The sequence below is a fragment of the Arthrobacter sp. ISL-30 genome (genome assembly GCF_018613855.1).
Classification (GTDB): Bacteria; Actinomycetota; Actinomycetes; order Actinomycetales; family Micrococcaceae; genus Arthrobacter.
This window is the reverse complement of sequence record NZ_JAGGPK010000017.1, coordinates 51,667-73,805: the sequence shown is the minus strand read 5'-3', so window position 1 is coordinate 73,805 and position 22,139 is coordinate 51,667. Positions and strand designations below refer to the sequence as shown.

Sequence of the window (22,139 nt, the reverse complement as noted above, 5' to 3'; positions counted from 1 at the left end):
ATGGCCAGCACCTCCTTCCCAGGGGTCACGTCGTTTCCGGGAGCTACAGGCCTGTCCGAAGTCAGCATCTACAGCTGGCCGGGCGGCGACGGCAACGCCGGAGGCACGCCGCACATGCACACAGCCTCCACCGAGGCGTATGTGGTGCTCGAAGGCTCGGGCAGGCTGGAGACCCTGGATTCGCGCGGCTTCACTTCCACCGAGCTGACCCCCGGCGTGGTGCTGTGGTTCACCCCCGGCACGGTGCATCGCGCCATCAACGATTCCGGCGACCTCAAGGTTCTAGTGGTCATGCAGAACGCCGGCCTGCCGGAGCACGGCGACGCCGTGATGACTTTCCCGCCGGAGCACCTGGTGGACGCAGAGTCGTACCGCAGCGCCGCGGAGCTTCCCTCCAAGGACGCCGACGGCGGTAACCTGGCCGCCGAGGCGGCCGCGCGCCGTCGTCGTGATTTGGCGTTGGAGGGATACTTTGCCCTGAAGGAGGCAGTGCTGGCTGAAGGCCCGACGGCGTTGGCCGGGTTCCACGCGGCGGCGGCCAGGCTGGTGGGGGATAAGACAGGCGCTTGGTCGGGCATTCTGGCAGACGGTGCAGAGCTGCAGGCGGAGGTGACTCGTCGCCAGCTGAGTTCTCTGGAATCCGAAGAAAGTTTCTATCTCCAGGATGCGCGGATTACGATAGGCAGACGGAAAACCCGCAGGATCTACGGCATGTGCGGCCGGATCCAGACGTGGGAACTTTCCGAAAACGGTCAGAGCTGAGGCTGGGTCCTCGGCTGGGAGGACGGGTTCCATGGTTAGCAAACAGGATGCAGGTCGGGCCACGATTAGTGAGATCGCCCTCGAGGCGGGCGTGTCCGTGCCCACCGTTTCCAAGGTGCTCAACGGGCATGCCCATGTTGCCGCGGAGACCCGTGCCCGGGTGGAGGAGATCATTGCCCGGCGTGACTATGCCCGTCGGCCAGCCAAGCGGAGCAAGAAGGCTGGCCTGATTGACCTCGTGTTCCCGGGCCTGGGTTCCGAGTGGGCGCTGGAAATCATCGAGGGCGTTGAACGCGTGGCGCAGGAAGCCGGGTACGGCACGGTGGTGAGCAGCCTGTCACTGGACGGCTCGCGGATCCGGCCGTGGCTGGCGAACCTGGCGGAGCGGAAGTCGGACGGGCTGATCTTGGCGGTGTACGAGCTGGATCCCAAGCAGATTCGTCGGATCCGGTCGCTGGGGATTCCGGTGGTGCTGATTGATCCGGTGGGGCAGCCGGGGCCGGACTTGATGACGGTGGGCGCGGCGAACTGGGAGGGCGCGTATTCGGCCACGGAGCATTTGCTGCAGTTGGGGCATAAGCGGATCGGGATGATCGGCGGCCGCGAGGACCTGCAGTGCAGCAGTGCCCGCGAGGACGGGTACCTCGCGGCGTTGCGGCGTGCCGGGATTCGGATGGATTCTGCCCTGATGGTGCCGGGCGATTTCTCGACTGAGGCCGGCGAGGCCGGGACGCGACAGCTTCTGTCGCTGACTGAGCCGCCGACGGCGATTTTCACGGGCAATGATGATCAGGCGCTCGGGGCCTATCGGGCTGCGCGGGCTGCCGGCCTTCGTGTTCCTGATGATTTGTCGGTTATTGGCTTTGACGACATCCCGGCTGCTGAATGGGTCGAGCCGCCATTGACGACGATCCGCCAGCCGGTGGTGCAGATGGCCGAGACGGCGACACGGGCCCTACTTCGGCATCTGGAGGGGGACGAGGAGCTGCCGCAGCGGATCGAGCTGGGGACCGAGCTGGTGGTAAGAGGGTCGACGGCGGGGGCGCCGAAGGGATAGTGGACCCAGGTAGGGCCAATGACGAATGCGGTCAGCGGCCGCCCGCCAGCGGTCCGCGTCGCCCGAGCGCCCATACGATGAGGGCGAAGCAGCTCAACGCGGCGCCCGCCAGGGACACTGCGGTCCAGCCGCCCGCGTTCCAGAGCAGCGCCGCGGCGGCCGAGCCGATCGCCCCGCCGATGAAGTTGGTCGTAACGTACACGGTGTTGAGACGGCTGCGCGCCTCGTGAGAGATCGAGAGCATCCGGGTCTGGTTGAGCACGTTCTGCCCTTGGAGCGCGACGTCCAGAACGAAGACGACGGCGATGAGCAGCACCACGGCGCTCCCCGCGAAGATCGACAGAACGAATGATGCAACGGCGAGTCCCCACGCTATGCCCGTTGCCGGGAGGGACCAGCCGCGGTCGTGCAGTCGTCCGGCGCGCTGAACAGTCACGGCTCCCGCGATGCCCACGAGCCCGAACAGCCCGATCACCTCGACTGGGTAGTGGAACGGGGGCCCGGCGAGCAGAAACGTGAGCGCGGTCCAGAACAGGGTGAACACCGCAAAGCCTGTCGAGGACAGCGCGAGCGTCCAGCGTACGGCACGCTCCTTCACCACGACGGCCCCAACCGACGCGAGAAGCTCGGGGTACGGGACGCGTGTCTTGGGCGCGAGCGGCGGGAGCTTGCGCCACAGCAACGCTGCGAGGACGACGACGCCGGCCGCGGCCACCAGGTACACGGCCCGCCATCCGCCTGCGGCGGCAATGAGGCCGCTCACTGTTCGCGACGCGAGGATTCCTATAAGGATGCCGGCGACGACGGTACCCAAGACGCGTCCGCGACGCCCGTCGTCGGCGAGGTCTCCGGCAAGCGGCGTGAGGATCTGCCCCGCCACCGTCGTGACGCCCAGGAGGGTCACCGCGATGAGAAGGAACACCATCGACGGCGCGAGGGCGCACAGCACCAGTGCCGCGGCGGAGGCGAGCATCAGGACGACGACGAGCCGCCGCCTGTCGAGAACGTCGCCAAGCGGCACGATGAGCAGGATGCCCGCCGCGTAGCCGAGCTGGGTTGCCGTGACGAGCCAGCCCGCCGTCGCTGTGGTGGCGTGAAGATCGCCCGCGATCGCGTCGAGCAGCGGTTGCGCCCAGTACAGATTGCCGACGGCGGCGCCCCCGGCGACGGCGAACAGGAGCGTGAGCCCGGTGGTCATGGCCAGGGGTCGAGCCGGGGCCTTCGGTATAAGGGTCATGGTTCCGCCTATTTCTTCTGGGTAGATTGGCGCAGTCTGCTAGCCGGGGTCGATATACATACAACTGCCGTTCGCGGAGAGCAGCGAGTGCACTGTTGTTACTGGTAATGGCAGTACCTCCCACGCCCCGCCCCGCCTGTGTAGCGTTGAGGCCATGGACAATCGGATGGAGGTGAGGGAGTTCCTCTCGTCGCGCCGCGCGAAGATCACGCCGGAGAAGGCCGGGCTCACGGTCTTCGGCAGCACTCGCCGCGTGCCGGGACTCCGGCGCGAGGAGGCGGCGATGCTCGCAGGCGTGCGTTGACAACTACACGCGGCTCGAGCGCGGGAATCTCGCGGGGGTTTCCGAGAGTGTTCTTGAGGCGCTGGCCCGTGCGCTCCAGCTCGACGACGCCGAACGGGACCATCTCTTCGACCTCGCCCGTGCCGCCAACGTCTCGTCCGTAAGCAGGCAGGCAAAGCCCCAGAAGCAGCGCATCCGACCGAGTGTGCAGGCCATGCTGGATGCGATCACAGGCGCTCCCGCATTCGTGCGGAACGGGCGCATGGACCTCCTCGCCGCGAACAAGCTGGGCTACGCGCTCTACTCCCAGATGTTCAAGGACCCCGTGCGGCCTGCGAACCACTCGCGGTTCATTTTCCTCGATCCCCGGGCCCGCGAGTTTTATCCTGACTGGAATCTCGCTGCAAATAACAACGTCGCGCTTTTGCGCACCGAGTCAGGCCGTAACCCCTACGACAAGGGTCTCGCGGACCTCGTCGGCGAGCTGTCGATGCGCAGTGAGGAGTTCCGAGTCCGCTGGGCTGCGCACAACGTGCGTCGGCACTACTCGGGCAATAAGCAGTTCCATCACCCTGTTGTGGGCGACCTCGAGCTTCTGTTCGAAGCGCTGCAGCTTGCAGAGGACCCAGGCCTCACACTGACGGTATATCCCGCCGAGCCCGGTTCGACGTCGGAGGAGTCCCTGCGGCTGCTCGCAAGCTGGGCGGCGACGGAGCAAGTCGAGGAGGTCGCCACGATGAACAGTGGCGATCGGTAGGGACGCCTCCAGAGGGTTCTCGGGACCCGGTCGATGGCCCCTTGGAGATTTTGCTGGCGGACCCCGTTCAATGGAGCGTGGAGCTGTTGTTCCTCGCCGCGGGAACAATCGTGCTGCCTGTCGGTGTGGCGATGCTTGCCCATCACTGAGGCGTGGGAAGAGGGATTGACGGCCAGGAGGGCTTGCTCGAGCGACGGCTCGCCGTGGCCGGCACAGTTCTCCTGGTCACTGGAACTGGTGTCTTCCTGGTCGATCTTGCAGCGCGATTCAACGATCCCGAGGGCCTCGCCCTGGGGCGCCAGCCTTCGTGGCCATTCCATTGCCTAGAGGTTTAGTGGAACGCACGTCTGCCGTGAACATCTTTCATGCAGACAGATATTCACGGCAGACGCTTTAGGAAACCCCCCAATATTTGAGTTTCCTTAAGCTGAGGGAATTCAGATAACCAGCTTTGCGTACACCACGTAGTTGTCGTCGAACTCACCGGTTACAGCGTCATAGCCATCACACGTGATTAGCCGAAGTTCGGAACCATCAGTATTACCGTAAACACTCATTGTTGGAAATGACTTCTTTGAGTATTGTTCTGCGTGGTCAAAAGCGAAAACAGCTTTTGTGCCGTCTTCACGGGTTACCTCAACCCATTTTCATTTTCTAGCTTAAAAGCGATGTTTCTTATTTGCAGCAAAGAATGGTGAATATAAAGAAATAAATCTCGCATCTAATTGCCAAGATTTTTATATCAGCTCTCCGAGACTTTACGTGCTTATTACGGAGGCAATGAGAAAGTGATAGTTAGATTCACAAGTTTTGCTCAAGATTCCCTCAAGATTGGCGCAATTTGCCGGGATGTGGGTCGCATTTCGAATAGGCTCTCGCCCTGACGCGACTGTCGACAACGAAAGGTCCGGCCACCTACCGGGCCGTTCTTAATGGGGGAAATGAATGTCGAATATTGAGTCCCTTCTGGATGCTGCGCCAGCCGGTCAGGGACCGAAGCCGCCGCGAAAACCAAGGGCGTCCGCCTTCATCGTCGGAGTAAAAAACAAAGCCGGCGCCGTTGCGCTTGCCACCGCCTCCGTAGTTTTCATTGCCGGCTGCGCTGCAGCTCCCAAGGACCTCGAAGCAGCCTCTTCCGGTAACAGCCCGTCAGCCCCGAATCCAGAGGCTAGTGTGACGGCAACTGGGTATCCGACTCCACAGGAAACCGGCTCACCACTCGACCCTGACAATGCCTATGTGCCTGCGTCGAGCCTCACTTTCAACGCTCCGAACTCCCGCCCGGCATACGCGACCAAGGCGATTGATCTCCTGGCCACCCTGCCGATCAAGGGTAGGGCTCCAAAAACCGGCTACGACCGCTCGCTGTTCGGCCAGGCTTGGGTGGACGTTGACCGCAATGGCTGCGACACCCGCAACGACACTCTGAAGCGGGACCTGACTGCGGTGACGTACACCAACAGTGTGCCTTGCAAGGTACAGACCGGAACTTTGGCAGATCCATACACAGGTACCACCATCAATTTCATCCGCGGTGCCACCACTAGTGACGATGTGCAGATCGACCATGTAGTTGCCCTCAGCGACGCCTGGCAAAAAGGCGCCCAGCAGCTCACGCTCGAACAGCGGACAGCCTTCGCCAACGATCCCCTGAATCTCCAGGCTACGGACGGTCCGACCAACATCAAGAAGGGCGACGGCGACGCCGCCACCTGGCTCCCGTCCAACAAAGCCTTCCGCTGTGAATACGTTGCCCGGCAGATCTCAGTGAAAGCGACGTACAAGCTGTGGGTCACGCAGGCAGAGCACGATGCGATGGCAAACATTCTCGCCAACTGCTCAGGGCAGCTGGCACCTACCAGTGAGAAGGCGCCCGCCACACCGGAGCCGGCACCTCCGGCACCCGCAGAGCCAGCGCCCGCAGTCGTCGCTCCTGCCCCCGTGGCTCCTGCTCCCGCACCGGTTGCTCCGGCGCCGGTCGCTCCGGCACCAGCTCCTGTTGCGCCGGCACCGGTAGCGCCAGCCCCTGCGGCTGCTTATTACGCCAACTGCGCCGCTGCAAGGGCTGCTGGAGTCGCGCCCCTGTTGGCAGGGCAGGCTGGCTACCGTCCTGCTCTGGACCGAGACTCGGACGGGGTCGCCTGCGAGTAGCGGAATGGCCCGACGGCGGTACTCGCCGCCGTCGGGCAGCCGCAACAGCCAGTGGCAATTTTTGTGATGGTCTGGAGGCCCATAACGCAGACCATCTGTGCAGTCGGCTACCAGACTTGCTACCAGACTTTGTGGCCTCCAGTAGTCAGGAAGTGTAACTGGTCTACTGTGGGATATTGACGTTCGCAGGGTGGTCGCCGTAACTCTTGTCGTCATAGGCAGCCCCACCAAGGCCGCACAGTTGGGCAGCCGTCAGCCCGGCCGGTGCGGTCGCGAGCGAAGTCTTGTCGACTCCATCCAGCGTCACCGTGCTTGGGTACAGGGAGTTGTCTGCCTCCTTGCACACGAGGACGATCACCTTGAAATCACGAGGATCGACGAAGATGAGCGGGACGGTCACGTCTCCCGTTAGCGTGACGGCCTGCGGGGCGGCAGTGGCATGCCCGGCTGGCGTCGTGGTTTCGACCACCCAGTAGTTTCCTACGGAGATATTCGTAAAAGAGCACTTGCCGTCGGCGCCGGTGGTGCAGCTAGTCGTCGGCACTACGGCGGTGTCCTCCGCGCCAAGCGTGCCGCCTACAGGAGTAGCGTCGTTGTACAGGGTGAACACAGCGCCCTGAAGGGCCGAGGCCGGGCTGTCGTCATCCTGCTTGATGACGTTGATCGTTCCACACCTGGATTCGCCGGCGCTTATGGGTGCGATGAAGTCCTTCACGGCTGCGGTGAAGGAGTCGGAGGACCGGCTCTTCAGGTAGGCGGAAGCGAACGGCAGGCAGGCGCCGGACGGGAGGATGCCGGAGTCGGTCAGGTTGATGGAGGCCTCACCGAATGTCCGTACGCTGAGCGTCCGCGGGGCGTTGGGTTCGATAGGGTCGGTGACTGGGCCGTTGTTAGTAGAGCCCTCGAAGAAGCCCGTCAGTGTGTGGACCTTATCCCAGCACGGCACTGTGTTGGATGCCTCGCACACGGTCCTGGCATTTCCCGTGGTGACCCACTTGTGGTAGCCAAGAACCGGGTTCACGCCGCCTTGCGAGAGGTCGTACTTGATGAGGATGTCACCGGCTGTACGGACCGGAGTTACACCATTGCTCGACAGGACTTTCGATTGGTTGAACTCGAAGTCCATGTTCGTGGTGCCGCTGGGCTCCTGGACCCGTTCCCAGGCCAGGTAGAGGAAGTCGTCCCCGTTTTCCGGAACGAGTCGGGTGTAGAAGCGCAGCAGATCGCTCTTGTTGTTCGGAATCTGACCGCTGACGATACTTGGCACCGCGTCGTCTTCCTTGGTCCCGTTGCCGAACGAGTCATCAGTCTGGCCGGTGTTCTTGTCAATGGCACACCCCACGAGAGCGCCGGGGGAACAGTTGATGCCAATGTTGGCCCAGTCCTTGGCCTCGTCGTCGACGACGAGGTTTCCGTCGCCGGCGTCAAAGCTGCTGCCGACGAGGTTTGCTTGCGCGGTGGAGGCGCCGCTCAAGGCCAGCGCAAAAACGGCGAGGGAAACGCCGATCTGCGCACGTGTTTTTGCCTGCATGTTACTCACTTTCAAAGAATGAGAATGCTGAAAAGGCCGGGCGTAATCGTCCGGACGCCGCAGTCCCCAACTGCGACTCTTGGGGCGGTGCCGCTTACCCGGTTCTTACCGGACAGGAGATTGAAGCGCCGGAGTAAAGGAAACTCGTCAGCGCCAATGCCGGAAAGGCGGCCTGTCTGGCGTTGAAACGGCGAAAGGGCATGCCTGCACTGGAAGGCGACTTTCGACGCCGGCCGGCCCTACGGGTGAGTCCCACAGGCCGAAGAGAAGGTGGATCAGTTTGTGTGTGCAAGCGTGCAGTCAGCAGGAATGCTCTGTCGTTGCTTAGGTGGCTGACCAAGGGGCCCGGCTTCACCGTCTCACCGTCCAACCATTCGAGACCCGACATTCTTGGAGAATGCCGACGCATCCATCATGCGCTGCTTGAACGATAGGCGGCGCTTTCGAATCGGCGCCCGAGTAATCTGTACTCGTTTTGTTCACAATAATTCGGGGGGTTTATACACGTAGGCGTACTTCTCCGTGCCGCCTACTTGAAGAGGCAACTTTAGGTCACCGCCGCGTCGCCCCCTCCAAAACGAGCCTGACGGCATTCCGGACGCGATTCCGGGCCGTTTATGACTCGGTCGTAGGGCGGTTAACAAAGATTCAATTATTCGGATGGGATCTGGCGGTAGATGCTCTGCGGAAGCCTGGGATTAGCCGCTAAATAGCGAACAGATCGGCATCGAAGCCGCCACGGACACGACGGCGGCCCACACGCAGGTTATTGGCACCCACCCGTTGTTGGGGCAGTGGGGGAGTGGGACCATAGGCTCGTCCGGTTGGTACCCATAAAGGAGTCGGAAATGTCTCACGGAAGTGGATTAATGCAACGTTTCTACCAAGATATTCTTCGTTGACCACGAGGAGCCGCTTCCCGGCCAACCGCTTGGAAAGGGAGGTGTGCGGTTCTACATAGACACAGTCCGGTCGGCGTTTTCGGATCTCCAGATCAAGTCAATAGAGCCTTTCCTGGCCGACGGAAACCTGGAGTGCGTTCACGGCATAATGACGGGTACGCACACAGGCGACTTCGTCGGAATTGCGCCAACTGGCCAAAGCGTTGAAATTGCCGGGATCGATATTATCCGTGTCGACGACGGCAAGGTCGCCGAACACTGGGGAGTCACTGACACGCTGAAGATCATGCAGCAGATCGGCGCAGTGCCCTCATAGGCCCTCACCCGCCGGGATCTTACAAGGCCGCCCCAATTGAAACGTGGGCGGCCTTGTACGTTCCCGAGCTAGTCCGGCATCTAGCAGCAGTGTGACCATGATGATGATCTGGCAGCTCCGCGAGACGTTTTGGGAACGCCGTTGACAAGTAGTGGAAGAGGTTCCTCGTTTCGATCATTGCCCGAAACCGTTTGTCCGACACTCGACTCTTTATATCGCCGGTCAGTCTAAGAAAGGCGTCGTTTACGGATGATGAGGCCATCCAGAATGCAAGCGCCTGCTAATTTGAGGAACCTAGCCAGACATACAACACTCAATTTCATGTGAGAGCACCTATTTTCAAGCCACCCAGCACGCAAATTCGAATCCGGAGTCCACCTAATGAGGATTTGCGGATTTAGGTTGGCAATGCGCCAGCAGGCCACATCTCGCATCCAAAAAAGACAGCAGCGTCCGGAAGGGTCCTGCGTTTGGGAGCAACAAGTGCCGTCAACCGCTGGTAGTTGGCTCGCTGCCTACGGGCGAGTGAAATCTAAAGATTGGGAATATAGATGGTTCACACAGCAACCAAGTGTCGGCAGGTCTGGCGAGCGATCACCACGCTTGTGGCGGTCATCGCCGTCCTCACCACTTCGATCGGACCTGCCGGTGCCGCGGCGCCGCGAACTGTAGCCGCCGTCGGTTCAGGGGTTGCATTGCTCCAGCCGACTAAGTCACAGAGAGCGGAGGCAATGAAACGCCTGGAACAGTCCCGAACAGAGGACCCAGCTGGTTTCGCTCAGCGTCTTCGAATGATCCAAGATTCCCATGCTCTGACGACGTTCCTCTCATCCGATAGTCGTTTCGATAGCGGACTGCAACAGCAGTTCCTGGCGGCCTCGATGCCGACGGACGTGCTCGAGTCGTTGGTTGTACTGACGGAGACCGGATTTTTGACCCTCGAAGTAAAGGACGGGCCGAACGGCTCCAAGGTGGGGAAGATCAACAAGGCAAAACCGACGATGCTAGGCGGAGGCGTTGGTAGCATGGCGCTGAAGCCAATGTTCCCTCAATGTCCCGCAGCCTGGGCAGCACTATGGGCCTGGTGGGGCACCAACGCCGCATTCTGCGGCGCCATGGGTTTCTTCGGACCCATGGCTGCACTGGGATGCTCAGCGGCCATGGCAATCGCCGGATCCGTAATCGACTTCAATCGAGGTTGCTGATGATGAACACGAGAATCAGGACGACCATACGGAATTACTGGTTAGCCTTGGCCGCTATGTACGGGCTGACCTTGAGTGTTGTGGCAATGGCGGATGGGCCATGGCCGTTGATCATGGTCGCTTCTTTCATCCTGTTCGCGATCTTGCAAGGCCTCCGGTACCGGCAGATCGGTCGCGATGTACAGGGAAAGTTCGCCACGGCCAGCCCAGGAGTCGGCATAGTGGGTGGTGTATTCGGAGCCGCAGCAATACTCGTTCACGGGACGGAAGTTGCCATGTGGGCAGGCCCACTTCTAGGCCTGGCCACCTTCATCGGCATGTATCTGTATCTTCACCGATTCGGACGCTTCTACCGGGATTCCGCCGAAACGAGCCTCTAGCCCTGGGTTAGGGCGGTGGCCAGGAGCCAGGCTAGCCCCATGACCAACCAGTTGAGGTTTGACCGAGCAGTGCTGAATTACCAGATAGTACTGAACAGGGGCGGGACGGTACAGACGCTGCCTAAGACGAGGAAGACGGTGCGCCAAGTGCGTGTCCAGGGACGTGAGCTGGCGAATCTTTGGTCGTTCGCCCGACGGCGGGACAAGTGATGGCCGGTACTCCACAGCTGGTCCGGTCCACGTTGGCGGGGCGGGAGGCTGCTCCATATCAGCGAACGCTGATTCCGGCTTCTGCTGAGAGGAATCCGGTTGGGGCCGCGATCGTTCCTGTTGGGAACGCTGGCCGCTGGCGCCCCCAGGGTTTCCAGAACTTTTGTGCCCTGGAGCGCTATCGTAGGCGGCCCGCCGGCCGGCGGGGTCCGAGAGGACCTCGTATGCTTCCTGTAAGAGTCGGAATAACCCTGTGCTGCCACCCGTATCCGGGTGTGAAGTCCTGAGCCTACGCTGGTATGCCTTTTTGATTTCGGCTGTGTGAGCCGTCGTTGGTACTCCAAGCACCTCGTAATGAGTGACGGTTGCTTGTGTCATCCGAACTGTTCCTCTCGATTCCCCCTCAGGCAACCTACCCGCAGGACTCGCCCCTGTCCCGCAGCCTGGATGTCTGTCTGAGGCGTTCATAAGCAACGGCGGCTGCTTTGTCAGCGGTCAGGTGATTTTTCCATCCTTCTTACGCCTCTTTTCGATCTTCAAGCTGTCGTCTGAATAAGATGCAACCGTTCGTCGGCCAGGCGCGGGAGGTCAACGTGAGTGGGAAGAATCATTTTGTTACGTGAACGACAACTGCCTTTTCGACGGCCTGTTCCGCTCCGGCGTTGTCGATTCCGGTGACTGTCCAGTTGCTGAGCAGAAGCACGGTCTTGCCAGTGTCAGAGTTGTAGATGACCTTCTTGAAGCCGAGCACCGTCAGTTCATCGTCGAGTGCTTCCGCATTCATTCCAGCAGCGTTGGCCGGGATTATGGCAGTCGCTGGAGCAACAGGAGCCGGTACTGGGGCCGCCACAACGGCAGGAGCAACAGGTTCAGCTGTGACCGTGGCGGTCGCAGTCACGGTCACTATTGCCGTGGCAGTTTCAGTCACGGTATGCGTGACCGTGGGAACGGCTTGCGGTGACCCCGCGCAGCTTGAAAGGGCCAAACACAGAAGCACGCTGCTGGTGAAAGTTGTGATGATTTTCAAACTAATCCCCCTTGAAATGTTAGGCAATCAATTGCCTTATTGCCGTGCCCTTTCCAGTTTGGGCACTTTTGGAACCTTCGTGCATCGCCCTTGATGGACGAATTACGGTCGAATTTGGAATTCACGAGTCCGGTTGATGTCCCGCTAGACAGTGTCCAGGGGGACATTTGGGCTCTCATGGCAGCAGATATTTCGGTTGCCCACCTCCGATGGCGGCATCGGCGTTGGTGCCTTGAGCGCTCAATTGAACCTGGCCGCTAGAGACCTGTCGTACTCGCTCCGTACTCGGCCTGCTCCGGGGTGAAGCCCTCGAAGAGCAGCTGCTCGACCAGGCCCGAGCGCGAGAAGGAGGTGAATTCAAGATAGCTCTTGGCTTTTTTGGCTGCCTGCTCGTTCCAGTCGACGGTGACACGGTCCGCAGCCCACGTCGCGTCCCCTGTTGAAAACTTCTCGAACTCCAGTTGACGGATCAGGCCCGTACGGGAGAAAGCCGTGAAATCGAGGTAACTCTCAGCCTTGCGCAATGCGTTCTGCTGGCTGAGCGTACCCCTCTTGGCAGCAGCCTCAGCCTCGGCAGCGGCCTTCGCAGCTGCGGCGTCAGCTTCAGCCTTGGCCTTGGCGGCGGCGTCTGCTTCGGCTTTTGCTTTCGCCGCGGCGTCCGCCTCGGCCTTAGCAGCAGCGTCGGCTTCGGCCTTTGCCTTAGCTGTCGCATCAGCCTCAGCCTTGGCTTTTGCAGAGGCTTCAGCTTCAGCAGCAGCAACGGCAGGGTCCTTGGTGGGCGATGGTGTGGCAGATGCTGTCTGAGCTGCAGTCGCGACCTTGGGAGTGGAACCAGCGGACGCGGACGAAGGGGCCGAACCCGCCTTGGCGGAGTTGACGACGATGCTCAGGAGAATTACGACGCCGGTGACGATCAGGGCCACTTTCTTGTGCTTGGCGTAACCTTCGAGCGGAAGCCCCTGTTTGTCGCGCGTTTTGTTGGCCAGCACCAAGATGAGGTCGATCAAGGCCCAAATGCCGAGCCCGCCAAACGTGACTAACTTCAGGATCCCGGTCCCTACCTTGCCAAGGTAGAAGCGGTCAACGCCGAAGACGCCTAGGAGCAGTGAGAGCAGCCAGGTCGTCAGGAACGACTTGTTGCTTACCGGCGGTTGACCATAGCCGTAGTTCGGAGGATAGGGGGCGGTGTAGGGTTGCTGGCTCATGAGAGTCCTTCCATAGGACACCTGACCGACGTGCGATGCGAAGCGTGCGGGTGGGTGCGGTGATGGACGCGCATGGAGGAAATCCAGCATGGAACGCAGACCGCAGAAGCGGTAGACCGATCCAGCCGGCAGACATAGCATCTTCGCTTCCCCCAATAGCGTCAAAGTAATTTGATTAGATCCGAGAAAGTGCCCGCATTTTGGTTCCTAGGAGAAAACTGCGCGAATCTTGATCATTAATCGCGAATCATTGTCATTGCTTGATGCTTTGGGCACTATGCACTCCAAGCTCGGCGAATTTGGGTGCTGTATCTTTGCCGGAAAATCTCAGCAATCGCAGCGCGCTATCAGTCAGACGTGCTGGCTTTGGCTCTGCCGCCCGTCAGCCCCATAAACATCGTCCGGTGCAGGATGTCCACGTGCTTCCGGGAGAACTCCACTGCTTCCTCAACGTTGCCGGCGCGCAATGCTGCCACGAGTGCGATGTGGTCGCGGCTTGATGTGTGCAGCTTCTCGATGGGGTAGGGGATGAGGTAGTCGTAGAGCTCGGCGAGGGTCTCGTGGCAGACCTCGACGGCGGTGTCCAGGGACGACGCCGTGCCCACCAGCTGATGGAACTGCTCGTCCATCCGGTGGTAGTAGGACCAGTCGCTGGACTTTGCCATCTCGCGGGTCAGCCGCTCCAGCTCATCCAGCTGTTCAGACGTGGCATTGACCGCCGCATAGTGCGTCACCGCGCATTCAAACAGCAGCCGCCGGTCCACCAGCCGGTTCACCGCCTGGGACTCGGCCGGTGACGCGGACAGCTTCGCCAAAACATCGGTAGGCGGCGAAATTCCGCGACCTGGTGATACTCACCCGGGTCGTCGAACCGACATCGCTTCTGGATGCCGGCAGAGTCCTTCGGGACCTGGGCCAGTCCCCGGCCAGCTACGCGACGATGAAACGCACCCTGGCCCGGGCCGCGGCGGGCAAGTACCGCGACCGGATTGCGACCTGGTGCTTCGAGCACGCCAGCACGAGCGGGGACGTTTCGCTGGTGCTCTACGACGTCACCACGCTGTACTTCGAGGCCGAGAAGGAAGACGCGCTGCGAAAGGTCGGCTACTCAAAGGAACGCCGCGTCGACCCGCAGATCGTCGTCGGCCTGCTCGTGGACCGCGGCGGATTCCCGCTGGAGATTGGCTGCTTCGAAGGCAACCAGGCCGAGACCGCGACCATCGTGCCGATCTTCAAGCAGTTCCAGGCCCGCCACAACCTGACCGACATGGTCGTCGTGGCCGACGCCGGCATGCTCTCAGCGGGCAACCTGCGCGAACTCGACGAGGCGAACCTGCGGTTCATCGTCGGCTCCCGGATGACCAAAGCCCCGGCCGACCTCGCCTCGCACTTCCGCTGGCACGGCGACGCGTTCAGCGACGGGCAACTGATCGACACCATCACACCCAGAACCGGACACAAGAACGAGAACAATACGGATGTGCGCGCTGAACCCGTCTGGGACCCTGCCACGAACCCCGGCTCATGGCGGGCCGTATGGGCCTACTCCCGCAAGAGAGCTGTCCGCGACGCCACCACTCTCACGGCCCAGGAGAACCGGGCCCGCGAGGTCATCGAGGGACAGAAGGCAGCCCGGGTCCCACGCTTCGTCAAGACCACCGGCGGGAAACGTAGCCTCGACGACGCCTCACTGACACGTGCCCGGCAACTGGCCGGCCTCAAGGGTTACGTCACGAATATCCCGGCGACGGTCATGGCCGCAACCGAAGTCATCGGCTCCTACCACGACCTCTGGCACGTCGAGCAGTCCTTCCGGATGAGCAAGACAGACCTGCGGGCCAGGCCCATGTTCCACCGCACCCGCGATGCGATCGAGGCACACCTGACGATCGTGTTCGCCGCGCTTGCCGTCTCCAGAACCGTCCAGAACAGGACCGGGCTCACGATCGCCAACGTCATCAAACAGCTCCGGCCCCTGCGCTCAGCGACCATCGCCATCAACGGCACCACACAAAAATCCGCCCCCGACATCAACGCCGAACAGCAAGGCATCCTCGACGCGATCCATGGCCCAAAAGTCACGCACTAAGGAAATGAGCCAAGTCAGGTGGCACCCATCTATAGGGCATTTCAGATCCGGTTTGGTGCTACGGATGTAGTTCCAGTCTTCCTCACAATGTATGTTCAGAATTCTGCCAGATGGGTCCGTCTGAAGAACTGCATCTTGTTTGGACCAGGGAGGGACCACTTCGAGATGTTCTGACTGCATGGTTCCCCCAAAAATAGGATTTGGAACCTACCATTTGCTGACGCGAGCAAGAGTAATTCCTTGGTACGACAATTACTGCACTCTTCGACCGTGGAGCCTTACTGGTTGTTACATCCTCAATCACATACCCTGGCGCAGTGAACACATTTGATGGGGGACTGGCAGCAGAGCAGCTGGCAGAAGGGTTATACGAACTAATCAAGACCGACGCCCTTGCAGCGCGGCTCGAGGCAGTTCCGGAGCTCCATCCGGTTTTTGCATCACTAGATGAGCAAGAAGCCCCTGATGTACTTTCCAGGCACGTTGCCGACGTCGTTCGCGAAGCGCTCACAGCCGCCAAGCCGGATGAAAGGGTCACCCTCGCCAACCGCCTCCTCAGTGAGCTGAAGCACAGCGACAGCATCACGGATGGCCCAAGCCTGCTCGAATCCCTGCACCGCCCAGGCACCCTCAAACGAAGGAACCTCCGCCGCCCCACCACAAAGCTCAGCGACTCCGCCCTCCTCACCAACAGCAAGGACGACCCCAACCTCGCCGCTGAACTTCGAGCTGAGATTGAATCAGCCGATACGGTTGACCTCCTGTGCGCATTCGTCCGTTGGACCGGACTGCGTCTCCTTGAGCCGGCCCTCCAGTCGCTCAGGGACCGAGGCGTCAAACTGAGGGTTATAACCACCACCTACATGGGAGCCACCGAGCGACGCGCCATCGATGAACTGGTCAGGCGCTACGGCGCCGAGGTGAAGATCAGCTACGAAACCCAATCCACCCGGCTGCATGCGAAAGCCTGGCTCCTCCGCCGCAACTCGGGCTTCCACACCGCCTACGTCGGCAGCTCGAATCTGAGCAACGCTGCGCTCTTGGACGGCCTGGAGTGGAACGTTCGGCTCAGCGCCGTTGCGACCCCTGCCCTCCTGAAGAAGTTCGAGGTCACCTTCGATAGCTATTGGGAACAGCGCGCCTTCCAGAGCTACGATCCAGATCGCGACGCGGAGAAGCTCGACGCCGCTCTCGCACGTAACGGTGGCAAACTTACAACGGCACCAGAAGCGGCGACCGGTCTTGAGGTCCAGCCCTTCTTGCATCAGGTCGAGATGCTCGAGGACCTCGAGGCAGAGCGCGACAAGGGGCACCACCGGAATCTGCTCGTCGCTGCAACCGGCACCGGCAAAACGGTAATCGCCGCCCTGGACTACAAACGCCTCTGCGATGCAGCGGGCAGGGACCTCACGCTGCTCTTCGTTGCGCATCGCCAAGAGATCCTCAAGCAGTCCCTGCGCACATACCGGGACGTTCTTCAAAAGGGTTCCTTCGCCGAGCTGTTCGTGGGCGAGCACAAGCCCAAGGACTGGAAACATGTCTTCGCCAGCATTCAATCAATCGCGGCAATGGGAGTCGAGAAGATCAAAGCCGACGATTTCGACGTCGTCGTTATTGACGAGTTCCACCACGCCTACGCACCGTCCTACCGCAAACTGATGGACCACCTCCGGCCCCAGGAGCTACTCGGACTGACGGCGACGCCGGAACGCGGCGATGGCGTTGACGTTGCCAAGCAGTTTTTCGACGGCCGGCGGGCTAGTGAGCTCCGGCTCTGGGATGCGCTGGATGCGGATCTGCTGGTTCCTTTCCACTACTTCGGTGTCTCCGACGACGTCGACCTCAGCCGCCTCGAATGGAAGCGCGGCAACTACGACGTCGCGCAGCTGGACGCGCTCTATACCGGCAATGAGGCCCGCGCCGGCAAAGTGATCCGCGAGCTGCGGGACAAGGTGACTAGCACAGAGGATATGCGGGCCATCGGCTTCTGCGTCTCGGTCCAGCACGCCATTTACATGGCGGAGGTTTTCACTCGTGCAGGCATCGCCTCGATGGCAGTTTCAGGACACACCGACGACGACGAACGCGCTCTTGCGCTGCGGCGGCTCCGGGATCGCACGATCAATTGCATCTTCGCGGTGGACTTGTTCAACGAGGGTCTGGACCTGCCCGAGGTGGACACTATCCTGCTACTGAGGCCTACTCAAAGCGCGACGATTTTCCTCCAACAGCTCGGACGAGGGCTGCGCCGCGCAGACGACAAGGCAGTCCTGACCGTGCTGGACTTCATCGGCCAGCAGCGACGTGAGTTCCGCTTCGATCTGAGATATCGGGCTTTGACGGGCTACGGACGCAAAGAGCTGGAAAAGGCTGTGGAGGACGAGTTCCCTTTCCTGCCTTCAGGTTCGCAGATTGTCCTGGACCGCGTCGCGCAAGGTGTGGTGCTGGAGAACATCAAGTCGCAGCTACGCTTCAACCGCGCCCAATTGATCCGGGATATTGCCTCCTACGGGGAGCTCGACCTACAGGCGTATCTGGAACAGTCCGGAAATGAAATCAAGGATATCTACCGATCAACTAAGGATTCCTGGACAGGCTACCTCAGGCAGGCTCAGCTGATTGAGGGCTTTTCGCCGCTCGAATCTGTCCTCAAGGGCCAGCACCATGAACTGTCTGACCCTGAAGAGAAGAAGCTACTCAGCCGCATGGCGGCGCTAATTCACGTCGACGATCCCGAACGGGCTGAGGCCTATTCCATGCTCGTCTCTACAGACGTGCCCCGCTACGCAGAGCTTGGAACAAGAGAGCAGACGTTTGCCCGAATGCTGTTCTACACCATCTGGGACGACGCCGGCGGTTTTCAAACATACGACGCCGGACTGGGGTACTTGCGCAGCTATCAGTTTGTCTGCAGCGAGATCCGGCAGCTCGTGAAGCTGGGAGTCGCCCGCTCCAAGCATTCGGCCAAGACGTTGGGTGCCGGCCTGCAGCACATTCCGCTGTTGACCCATGCAACGTATCGGCGGGAAGAAATCCTCGCCGCACTGGAGTACGGCTCACTAGAGAAGGGCAAGAACGTGCAGCACCGCGAAGGCGTCGCCTGGTGCCCTGTCACGGCCACGGACGCGTTCTTTGTGACACTTAACAAGGACGACAAGAAGCATTCAGCAACGACCATGTACAAGGACTACGCCATCAGCCCAGAGCTGTTCCACTGGGAATCGCAAAATGCGACGTCGCCGGGAAGCCCAACGGGCCGACGGTATCTGGACAGGCTGAAACACGAGTCGCACATCCTGCTCTTCACCAGGAATACTGCCGACGATGAGACGGGTCTGACAGTTCCATACACGTGTTTGGGTCCAGTCGACTATGTCCAGCATTCGGGGGAGAGGCCGATAGCTATCACTTGGAAGCTCCATCGGCCGATGCCTGCAGATGTGTTCGCGGTGGCGGCTGCAGTGGCACAGTAAAGCCTCTCTTGAGCGCGGGACTCCGCAACCCGAGACGAACCCCAATTAGACCGCTTCAGCCAATAGATTAGCTACGCTGCCGGCCCAGGTCGGTATGCGAGCAGTCAAAGGCGCAGACTCTCAAGCTTCAGACTTCTCGAGCAGGGACATTTCGTTGCCGATCCTGATTCAGAGGTTTGTCAGGATGCGCTCCAGCGCCCAGTCCCAGTTGATCAGCTCCTACTCGAGCCGGATCTTCTCCCCGTACGTGCCGTTGCCGAGCTCCTCGTACAGGGCATTTTCCGCCCTCGTTAGTCGCGTTAGGACTTGCCGTGACGGCGAGGGTTCACTACTCGAGGAGTCACAGTGGGCCACCAGGGTGTCTTCGTCCATCAGCATGCTGGCCACGTGCGGATGAACCTGCTGGCCGGTGCTGCCCAGGACTTCCTCGAAGGGGCGGATGCGTTCGATGCCGATGCGGGGGAGCATGTCCGAGACGAAGCGCCCGACGCCGCGCCGCGCCCTGATCAGGCCGTCTTCCTCGAGCAGCATGAGGGCTTCGCGGACCACGGTGCGGATGACTTTCATGTCGGTGCCGAATTCGGTCTCGGTGGGGATCATGGATCCGGGAGTGAGGAGGCCGTTGCGGATGGCCTCGGGGATCCGCGAGTACACCGCCACTCCCAGCGGCGAGCCGGGCTGGGCGACAACCGGCTGGGACAGGAACCGGGCGGCGTCCCGATGCACGTTTGCCCCGCTCTTTGTGGGTGTCCGGGGGTTCCAGCCTAGCAAGTGCAATTCGTTTGTTGGACATGCAGAAGGTGCCCGGAGCGGGGTGTGACCGTGCGCCGCGTGGATGGCGCGGCGCACGGTGCACTGCTGCACTAGATCCGCGCGGTTTCCTTCTCGCGGTCCGCCGTCTTGTAGGACTCCCAGAAGGCGGCCCCGGTGATGCCGAGGGGCCGCGGGTCGAAGACCGGGTCGAGGCCGAGCTTCTGCTGCCTCTCGAAGTCCTTGAGCGCCTTGAAGGCAGGCTTCTGCAGGATCAGGATGCCGACGATGTTCAGCCAGGCCATGAGGCCGACGCCGATATCGCCCATCACCCACGCGTCAGCGGCCGTGTTCATGCAGCCGTAGGCGGCGGCGATGAGGATCGCTGCTTGGAGGGCGATTGTGGTTGCGCGGCCGACGCTGGTCCGGATACCGGGAATCATCTTGCTCGAGGAGTCGCCGACGAGGAAGCGCAGGTTGGTCTCCGCCATGTAGTAGTAGGCGATGACCGTCGTCAGGCAGAAGAAGACCAGCGTGACCGCGATGAACGCGGCGCCGAAGCCGGGGAAGACAGAGTCGAATCCGGTCTGCACAAACTGGGGTCCGACGGTGGCCGTTGCCGAAAGCAGGCCGCCCTCGGCGAGGATCTCGCCGTCCTCGCTGCCGCCGGAGAAGACGCGGTAGGCGCCGGTCGAGAGGACCAGGAAGCCGGTGGCCGAGCACACGAACAGGGTGTCGATGTAGACCGCGAAGGCCTGGACGAGGCCCTGCTTCGCCGGGTGTGACACCTCTGCGGCGGCCGCGGCGTGCGGGCCCGTTCCCTGGCCGGCCTCGTTCGAGTAGACGCCGCGCTTGACGCCCCACATGACGGCTAGGCCGATGATGGCGCCGAGGGCCGCGTCCATGCCGAAGGCGCTGCGGAACACCAGCGAGAGGATTTCCGGCAGCTGGGCAGCATTGACGAAGACGACGATCAGGGCAAGGATGATGTAGCCGACGGCCATGAACGGCACCACAAACGCTGCGACGCTCGCGATCCGCTTGACGCCGCCGATGATGACAAGCGCCAGGACGATGGCGGAGCCGATGGCGACGACCCACGGCGGGAGGGTCGATGCGCCGCCGATCGCGGTGGCCATCGAGTTGGTCTGGACACCCGGCATCAGAACGCCGCAGGCCAGAACGGTCACGGCGGCGAAGACGTAGCCGTAGACCTTGAAGAAACCGGCGCCCTTGGTGTGAGCGAACGCGCGGGAGAAGTAGTAGGCCGGGCCGCCGCGGTACTCGCCGGTCAGCGGGTCGCGGGTCTTGTAAATCTGGCCGAGGGTCGACTCGATGAACGACGTCGACGCGCCCAGGAAGGCAACTGCCCACATCCAGAACAGGGCGCCCGGTCCGCCGAAGGCGATCGCGGTGGCGACACCGGCGACGTTGCCGGTTCCGACGCGGCCGGACAGGGACATCGCCAGAGCCTGGAACGAGGAGACGCCGGAGGCGGACTTCTCACCCCGAACCAGCTGCAGGATCATTCCCTTGACGTGCCGGACCTGCAGGAAGCGCGAACGGACGGAGAAGTAGACGCCGGTGGCGAGGCAGAGATAGACGAGCCAGTCGCTCCAGATAACGCCATTGATAGCTGATAAGACTTCGCTCATGAGTGGGTTCCCTCCATGAAGAGCGTGGGTGATGCGGTCGGGGATGTGGTTTGGTGGTGCGCATGGTCGGTGGACGCAGTGGCGCACACCACACACCAAAACCTGTGAAGCTTCTCACAACGTGTCGGTGTTAGTCCATTTGGCCCTCTCACGGGGGGCATCCCTGGCTCGCGAGGCTCAGTGTCCTCCAGTGGTTGAGGCCTGTTCCCTAGGGAGTGTTGTTGCTAAAGCTGGCTTTTAGCCAGACGAGTGATGCAGCGAGCTGAATGGCGGCGAGGTAGTTGCGTGCGGTCTTGTCGGATCTCATGGCGAGGCCGCGCCAGTCTTTGAGCCGGCTGAATCCCCGCTCGACGACGTTGCGGCCCTTGTAGGCCTCGCTGTCGAATGCTGGCGGACGCCCGCCAGCGGAGCCCTTCCGTTTCCGGTTGGCTGCCTGGTCGGACTTCTCCGGGATAGTGGCCTTGATGCCGCGATCGGCCAGCCAGATGCGGTTGGCTCTCGAGGCGTAGCCCTTGTCTGCCAGGACCTGGTCCGGGCGGGTGCGCGGTCTTCCCCTTCCCGGGCGTGGAACTCTGATTTGTTCCAGCGTCGCGGCCATCATGGTCGTGTCGTTGATGTTGCCGGCTGTTAGGACGGCTGAGAGCATCCGCCCTTTGCCGTCGGTGGCCATGTGAAGCTTGGACGTCAGGCCGCCGCGGGATCGTCCGATCGCGTGGTCAGGCGGTTCCAGGCCGAGTTTCATGTAATTCGACGGCTCCCCCTGTGTGACGGGGAAGGGTCGCACCATGCTGGTGGACGCGCACGATCGTGGAATCGATTGAGGCGACCCAGTCGAGATCGCCAAGGGTTTCGGCGCGGGTCTGGACGTGTTCGAGCACCTTCGTCCAAGTGCCGTCCTTGGCCCAGCGGTCGAAGTTCTTGAACACGGTGTTCCAGTTCCCGAAATGCTCGGGAAGATCCCGCCAAGGCGCCCCCGTCCGGAACTTCCATGCCGTCCCCTCCACGACCGTGCGGCGGTCCGCGACCGGGCGCCCGTTGCCCTTCCACGCAGGAAACAGCGGTCCGATCTCGGCCCACACCTCGTCGGATATCAAAAAGCGATTGCCCATCACACCAGCCAACCGCATCCAAACATCAGATGGGTTTAGC

General features: G+C 61.5%; 17 protein-coding genes and 3 pseudogenes. 10 read left to right on the top strand and 10 right to left on the bottom strand.

The features are described 5' to 3' along the window. Together J7E82_RS07690 and J7E82_RS07685 are read left to right on the top strand one after the other, a co-directional pair. The gene (locus J7E82_RS07690; RefSeq protein ID WP_214862032.1) at window positions 1–762 is read left to right on the top strand and encodes a cupin domain-containing protein; all 762 of its coding nucleotides are present in this window, start codon (window positions 1–3) and stop codon (window positions 760–762) included. A 31-nt stretch (window positions 763–793) separates the two neighbouring features. Beyond that, window positions 794–1,819, top strand: a complete 1,026-nt coding sequence (locus J7E82_RS07685; RefSeq protein WP_214862031.1) for a LacI family DNA-binding transcriptional regulator — start codon at window positions 794–796, stop codon at window positions 1,817–1,819. Between the two features lie 31 nt (window positions 1,820–1,850). Here the strand turns inward: J7E82_RS07685 and J7E82_RS07680 are convergent, their stop codons facing one another. Further along, on the bottom strand, window positions 1,851–3,056 hold the full coding sequence (locus J7E82_RS07680; RefSeq protein WP_214862030.1) for an MFS transporter: 1,206 nt from the start codon (window positions 3,054–3,056) through the stop codon (window positions 1,851–1,853). Window positions 3,057–3,210: 154 nt separating this feature from the next. Between J7E82_RS07680 and J7E82_RS07675 the strand changes: the two are divergent. Further along, window positions 3,211–4,096 (top strand): annotated as a pseudogene (locus J7E82_RS07675) (helix-turn-helix transcriptional regulator). A 437-nt stretch (window positions 4,097–4,533) separates the two neighbouring features. On the opposite strand, the pseudogene J7E82_RS07670 reads toward J7E82_RS07675, so the two are convergent. Further along, a pseudogene (locus J7E82_RS07670) lies at window positions 4,534–4,728 on the bottom strand (sortase domain-bontaining protein); the annotation flags it as partial. A gap of 313 nt (window positions 4,729–5,041) precedes the next feature. Between J7E82_RS07670 and J7E82_RS07665 the strand changes: the two are divergent. Beyond that, window positions 5,042–6,247 (top strand): DUF1524 domain-containing protein, encoded by a 1,206-nt coding sequence (locus J7E82_RS07665; protein WP_214862029.1) that lies wholly within the window; start codon window positions 5,042–5,044, stop codon window positions 6,245–6,247. A gap of 163 nt (window positions 6,248–6,410) precedes the next feature. Here the strand turns inward: J7E82_RS07665 and J7E82_RS07660 are convergent, their stop codons facing one another. Then, the gene (locus J7E82_RS07660) at window positions 6,411–7,778 is read right to left on the bottom strand and encodes a SpaA isopeptide-forming pilin-related protein (protein WP_214862028.1); all 1,368 of its coding nucleotides are present in this window, start codon (window positions 7,776–7,778) and stop codon (window positions 6,411–6,413) included. A gap of 945 nt (window positions 7,779–8,723) precedes the next feature. Here J7E82_RS07660 and J7E82_RS07655 point away from each other — a divergent pair. From J7E82_RS07655 to J7E82_RS07645, 3 genes are all read left to right on the top strand, one after another. Further along, window positions 8,724–8,996: an ester cyclase gene (locus J7E82_RS07655; RefSeq protein WP_308113689.1), complete on the top strand. Its 273-nt coding sequence runs from the start codon at window positions 8,724–8,726 to the stop codon at window positions 8,994–8,996. A gap of 731 nt (window positions 8,997–9,727) precedes the next feature. Continuing rightward, window positions 9,728–10,201: a hypothetical protein gene (locus J7E82_RS07650; protein WP_214862027.1), complete on the top strand. Its 474-nt coding sequence runs from the start codon at window positions 9,728–9,730 to the stop codon at window positions 10,199–10,201. Between the two features lie 56 nt (window positions 10,202–10,257). Next, window positions 10,258–10,581 carry a hypothetical protein gene (locus tag J7E82_RS07645; RefSeq protein ID WP_214862074.1) on the top strand — a complete coding sequence of 108 codons (324 nt, stop codon included), beginning with the start codon at window positions 10,258–10,260 and terminating at the stop codon, window positions 10,579–10,581. On the opposite strand, the gene J7E82_RS07640 is transcribed toward J7E82_RS07645, so the two are convergent. Next, window positions 10,495–11,169, bottom strand: a complete 675-nt coding sequence (locus J7E82_RS07640; protein ID WP_251041581.1) for a J domain-containing protein — start codon at window positions 11,167–11,169, stop codon at window positions 10,495–10,497. The two genes, J7E82_RS07645 and J7E82_RS07640, sit on opposite strands and share 87 nt — an antisense overlap. Before the next feature lie 229 nt (window positions 11,170–11,398). Next, a complete protein-coding gene (locus tag J7E82_RS07635; RefSeq protein WP_214862025.1) occupies window positions 11,399–11,575 on the bottom strand; it encodes a hypothetical protein in 177 nt (58 codons plus the stop codon). A gap of 97 nt (window positions 11,576–11,672) precedes the next feature. Between J7E82_RS07635 and J7E82_RS07630 the strand changes: the two genes are divergently transcribed. Beyond that, complete coding sequence (locus J7E82_RS07630) at window positions 11,673–11,912, top strand: hypothetical protein (RefSeq protein ID WP_214862024.1); 240 nt, start codon at window positions 11,673–11,675, stop codon at window positions 11,910–11,912. Window positions 11,913–12,075: 163 nt separating this feature from the next. Here J7E82_RS07630 and J7E82_RS07625 read toward each other — a convergent pair whose 3' ends face one another. Then, window positions 12,076–13,023, bottom strand: coding sequence for an Ltp family lipoprotein (locus J7E82_RS07625; RefSeq protein ID WP_214862023.1), 948 nt, complete (start codon window positions 13,021–13,023; stop codon window positions 12,076–12,078). Window positions 13,024–13,370: 347 nt separating this feature from the next. Further along, window positions 13,371–13,838, bottom strand: coding sequence for a FadR/GntR family transcriptional regulator (locus tag J7E82_RS07620; protein ID WP_251041580.1), 468 nt, complete (start codon window positions 13,836–13,838; stop codon window positions 13,371–13,373). Window positions 13,839–13,852: 14 nt separating this feature from the next. Between J7E82_RS07620 and J7E82_RS07615 the strand changes: the two are divergent. Further along, window positions 13,853–15,112: pseudogene (locus J7E82_RS07615) on the top strand (IS1634 family transposase); the annotation flags it as partial. 353 nt (window positions 15,113–15,465) lie between these two features. Further along, window positions 15,466–18,585, top strand: coding sequence for a DUF3427 domain-containing protein (locus J7E82_RS07610; protein WP_251041593.1), 3,120 nt, complete (start codon window positions 15,466–15,468; stop codon window positions 18,583–18,585). Between the two features lie 219 nt (window positions 18,586–18,804). Here the strand turns inward: J7E82_RS07610 and J7E82_RS07605 are convergent, their stop codons facing one another. From J7E82_RS07605 to J7E82_RS07595, 3 genes are all read right to left on the bottom strand, one after another. Continuing rightward, window positions 18,805–19,311 (bottom strand): GntR family transcriptional regulator, encoded by a 507-nt coding sequence (locus J7E82_RS07605; protein WP_214862020.1) that lies wholly within the window; start codon window positions 19,309–19,311, stop codon window positions 18,805–18,807. Window positions 19,312–19,448: 137 nt separating this feature from the next. Continuing rightward, complete coding sequence (locus tag J7E82_RS07600) at window positions 19,449–20,990, bottom strand: sodium:alanine symporter family protein (protein ID WP_214862019.1); 1,542 nt, start codon at window positions 20,988–20,990, stop codon at window positions 19,449–19,451. Window positions 20,991–21,198: 208 nt separating this feature from the next. Further along, window positions 21,199–22,099 (bottom strand): IS5 family transposase gene (locus J7E82_RS07595; RefSeq protein WP_374223599.1). Its coding sequence is split into 2 segments (ribosomal slippage): window positions 21,199–21,741 and window positions 21,743–22,099, totalling 900 coding nucleotides; the frame shifts between segments, so codons are not numbered across the junction. Between the last annotated feature and the right edge of the window lie 40 nt (window positions 22,100–22,139).

Bases quoted from the DNA above. Each gene is read 5' to 3' on its own strand.
- J7E82_RS07645 (WP_214862074.1), top strand. From the start codon at position 10,258: ATGTACGGGCTGACCTTGAGTGTTGTGGCAATGGCGGATGGGCCATGG.
- J7E82_RS07640 (WP_251041581.1), bottom strand. From the start codon at position 11,169: ATGACACAAGCAACCGTCACTCATTACGAGGTGCTTGGAGTACCAACG.
- J7E82_RS07680 (WP_214862030.1), bottom strand. From the start codon at position 3,056: ATGACCCTTATACCGAAGGCCCCGGCTCGACCCCTGGCCATGACCACC.
- J7E82_RS07665 (WP_214862029.1), top strand. From the start codon at position 5,042: ATGTCGAATATTGAGTCCCTTCTGGATGCTGCGCCAGCCGGTCAGGGA.
- J7E82_RS07660 (WP_214862028.1), bottom strand. From the start codon at position 7,778: ATGCAGGCAAAAACACGTGCGCAGATCGGCGTTTCCCTCGCCGTTTTT.
- J7E82_RS07625 (WP_214862023.1), bottom strand. From the start codon at position 13,023: ATGAGCCAGCAACCCTACACCGCCCCCTATCCTCCGAACTACGGCTAT.
- J7E82_RS07685 (WP_214862031.1), top strand. From the start codon at position 794: ATGGTTAGCAAACAGGATGCAGGTCGGGCCACGATTAGTGAGATCGCC.
- J7E82_RS07635 (WP_214862025.1), bottom strand. From the start codon at position 11,575: ATGAATGCGGAAGCACTCGACGATGAACTGACGGTGCTCGGCTTCAAG.
- J7E82_RS07600 (WP_214862019.1), bottom strand. From the start codon at position 20,990: ATGAGCGAAGTCTTATCAGCTATCAATGGCGTTATCTGGAGCGACTGG.
- J7E82_RS07690 (WP_214862032.1), top strand. From the start codon at position 1: ATGGCCAGCACCTCCTTCCCAGGGGTCACGTCGTTTCCGGGAGCTACA.
- J7E82_RS07650 (WP_214862027.1), top strand. From the start codon at position 9,728: ATGAAACGCCTGGAACAGTCCCGAACAGAGGACCCAGCTGGTTTCGCT.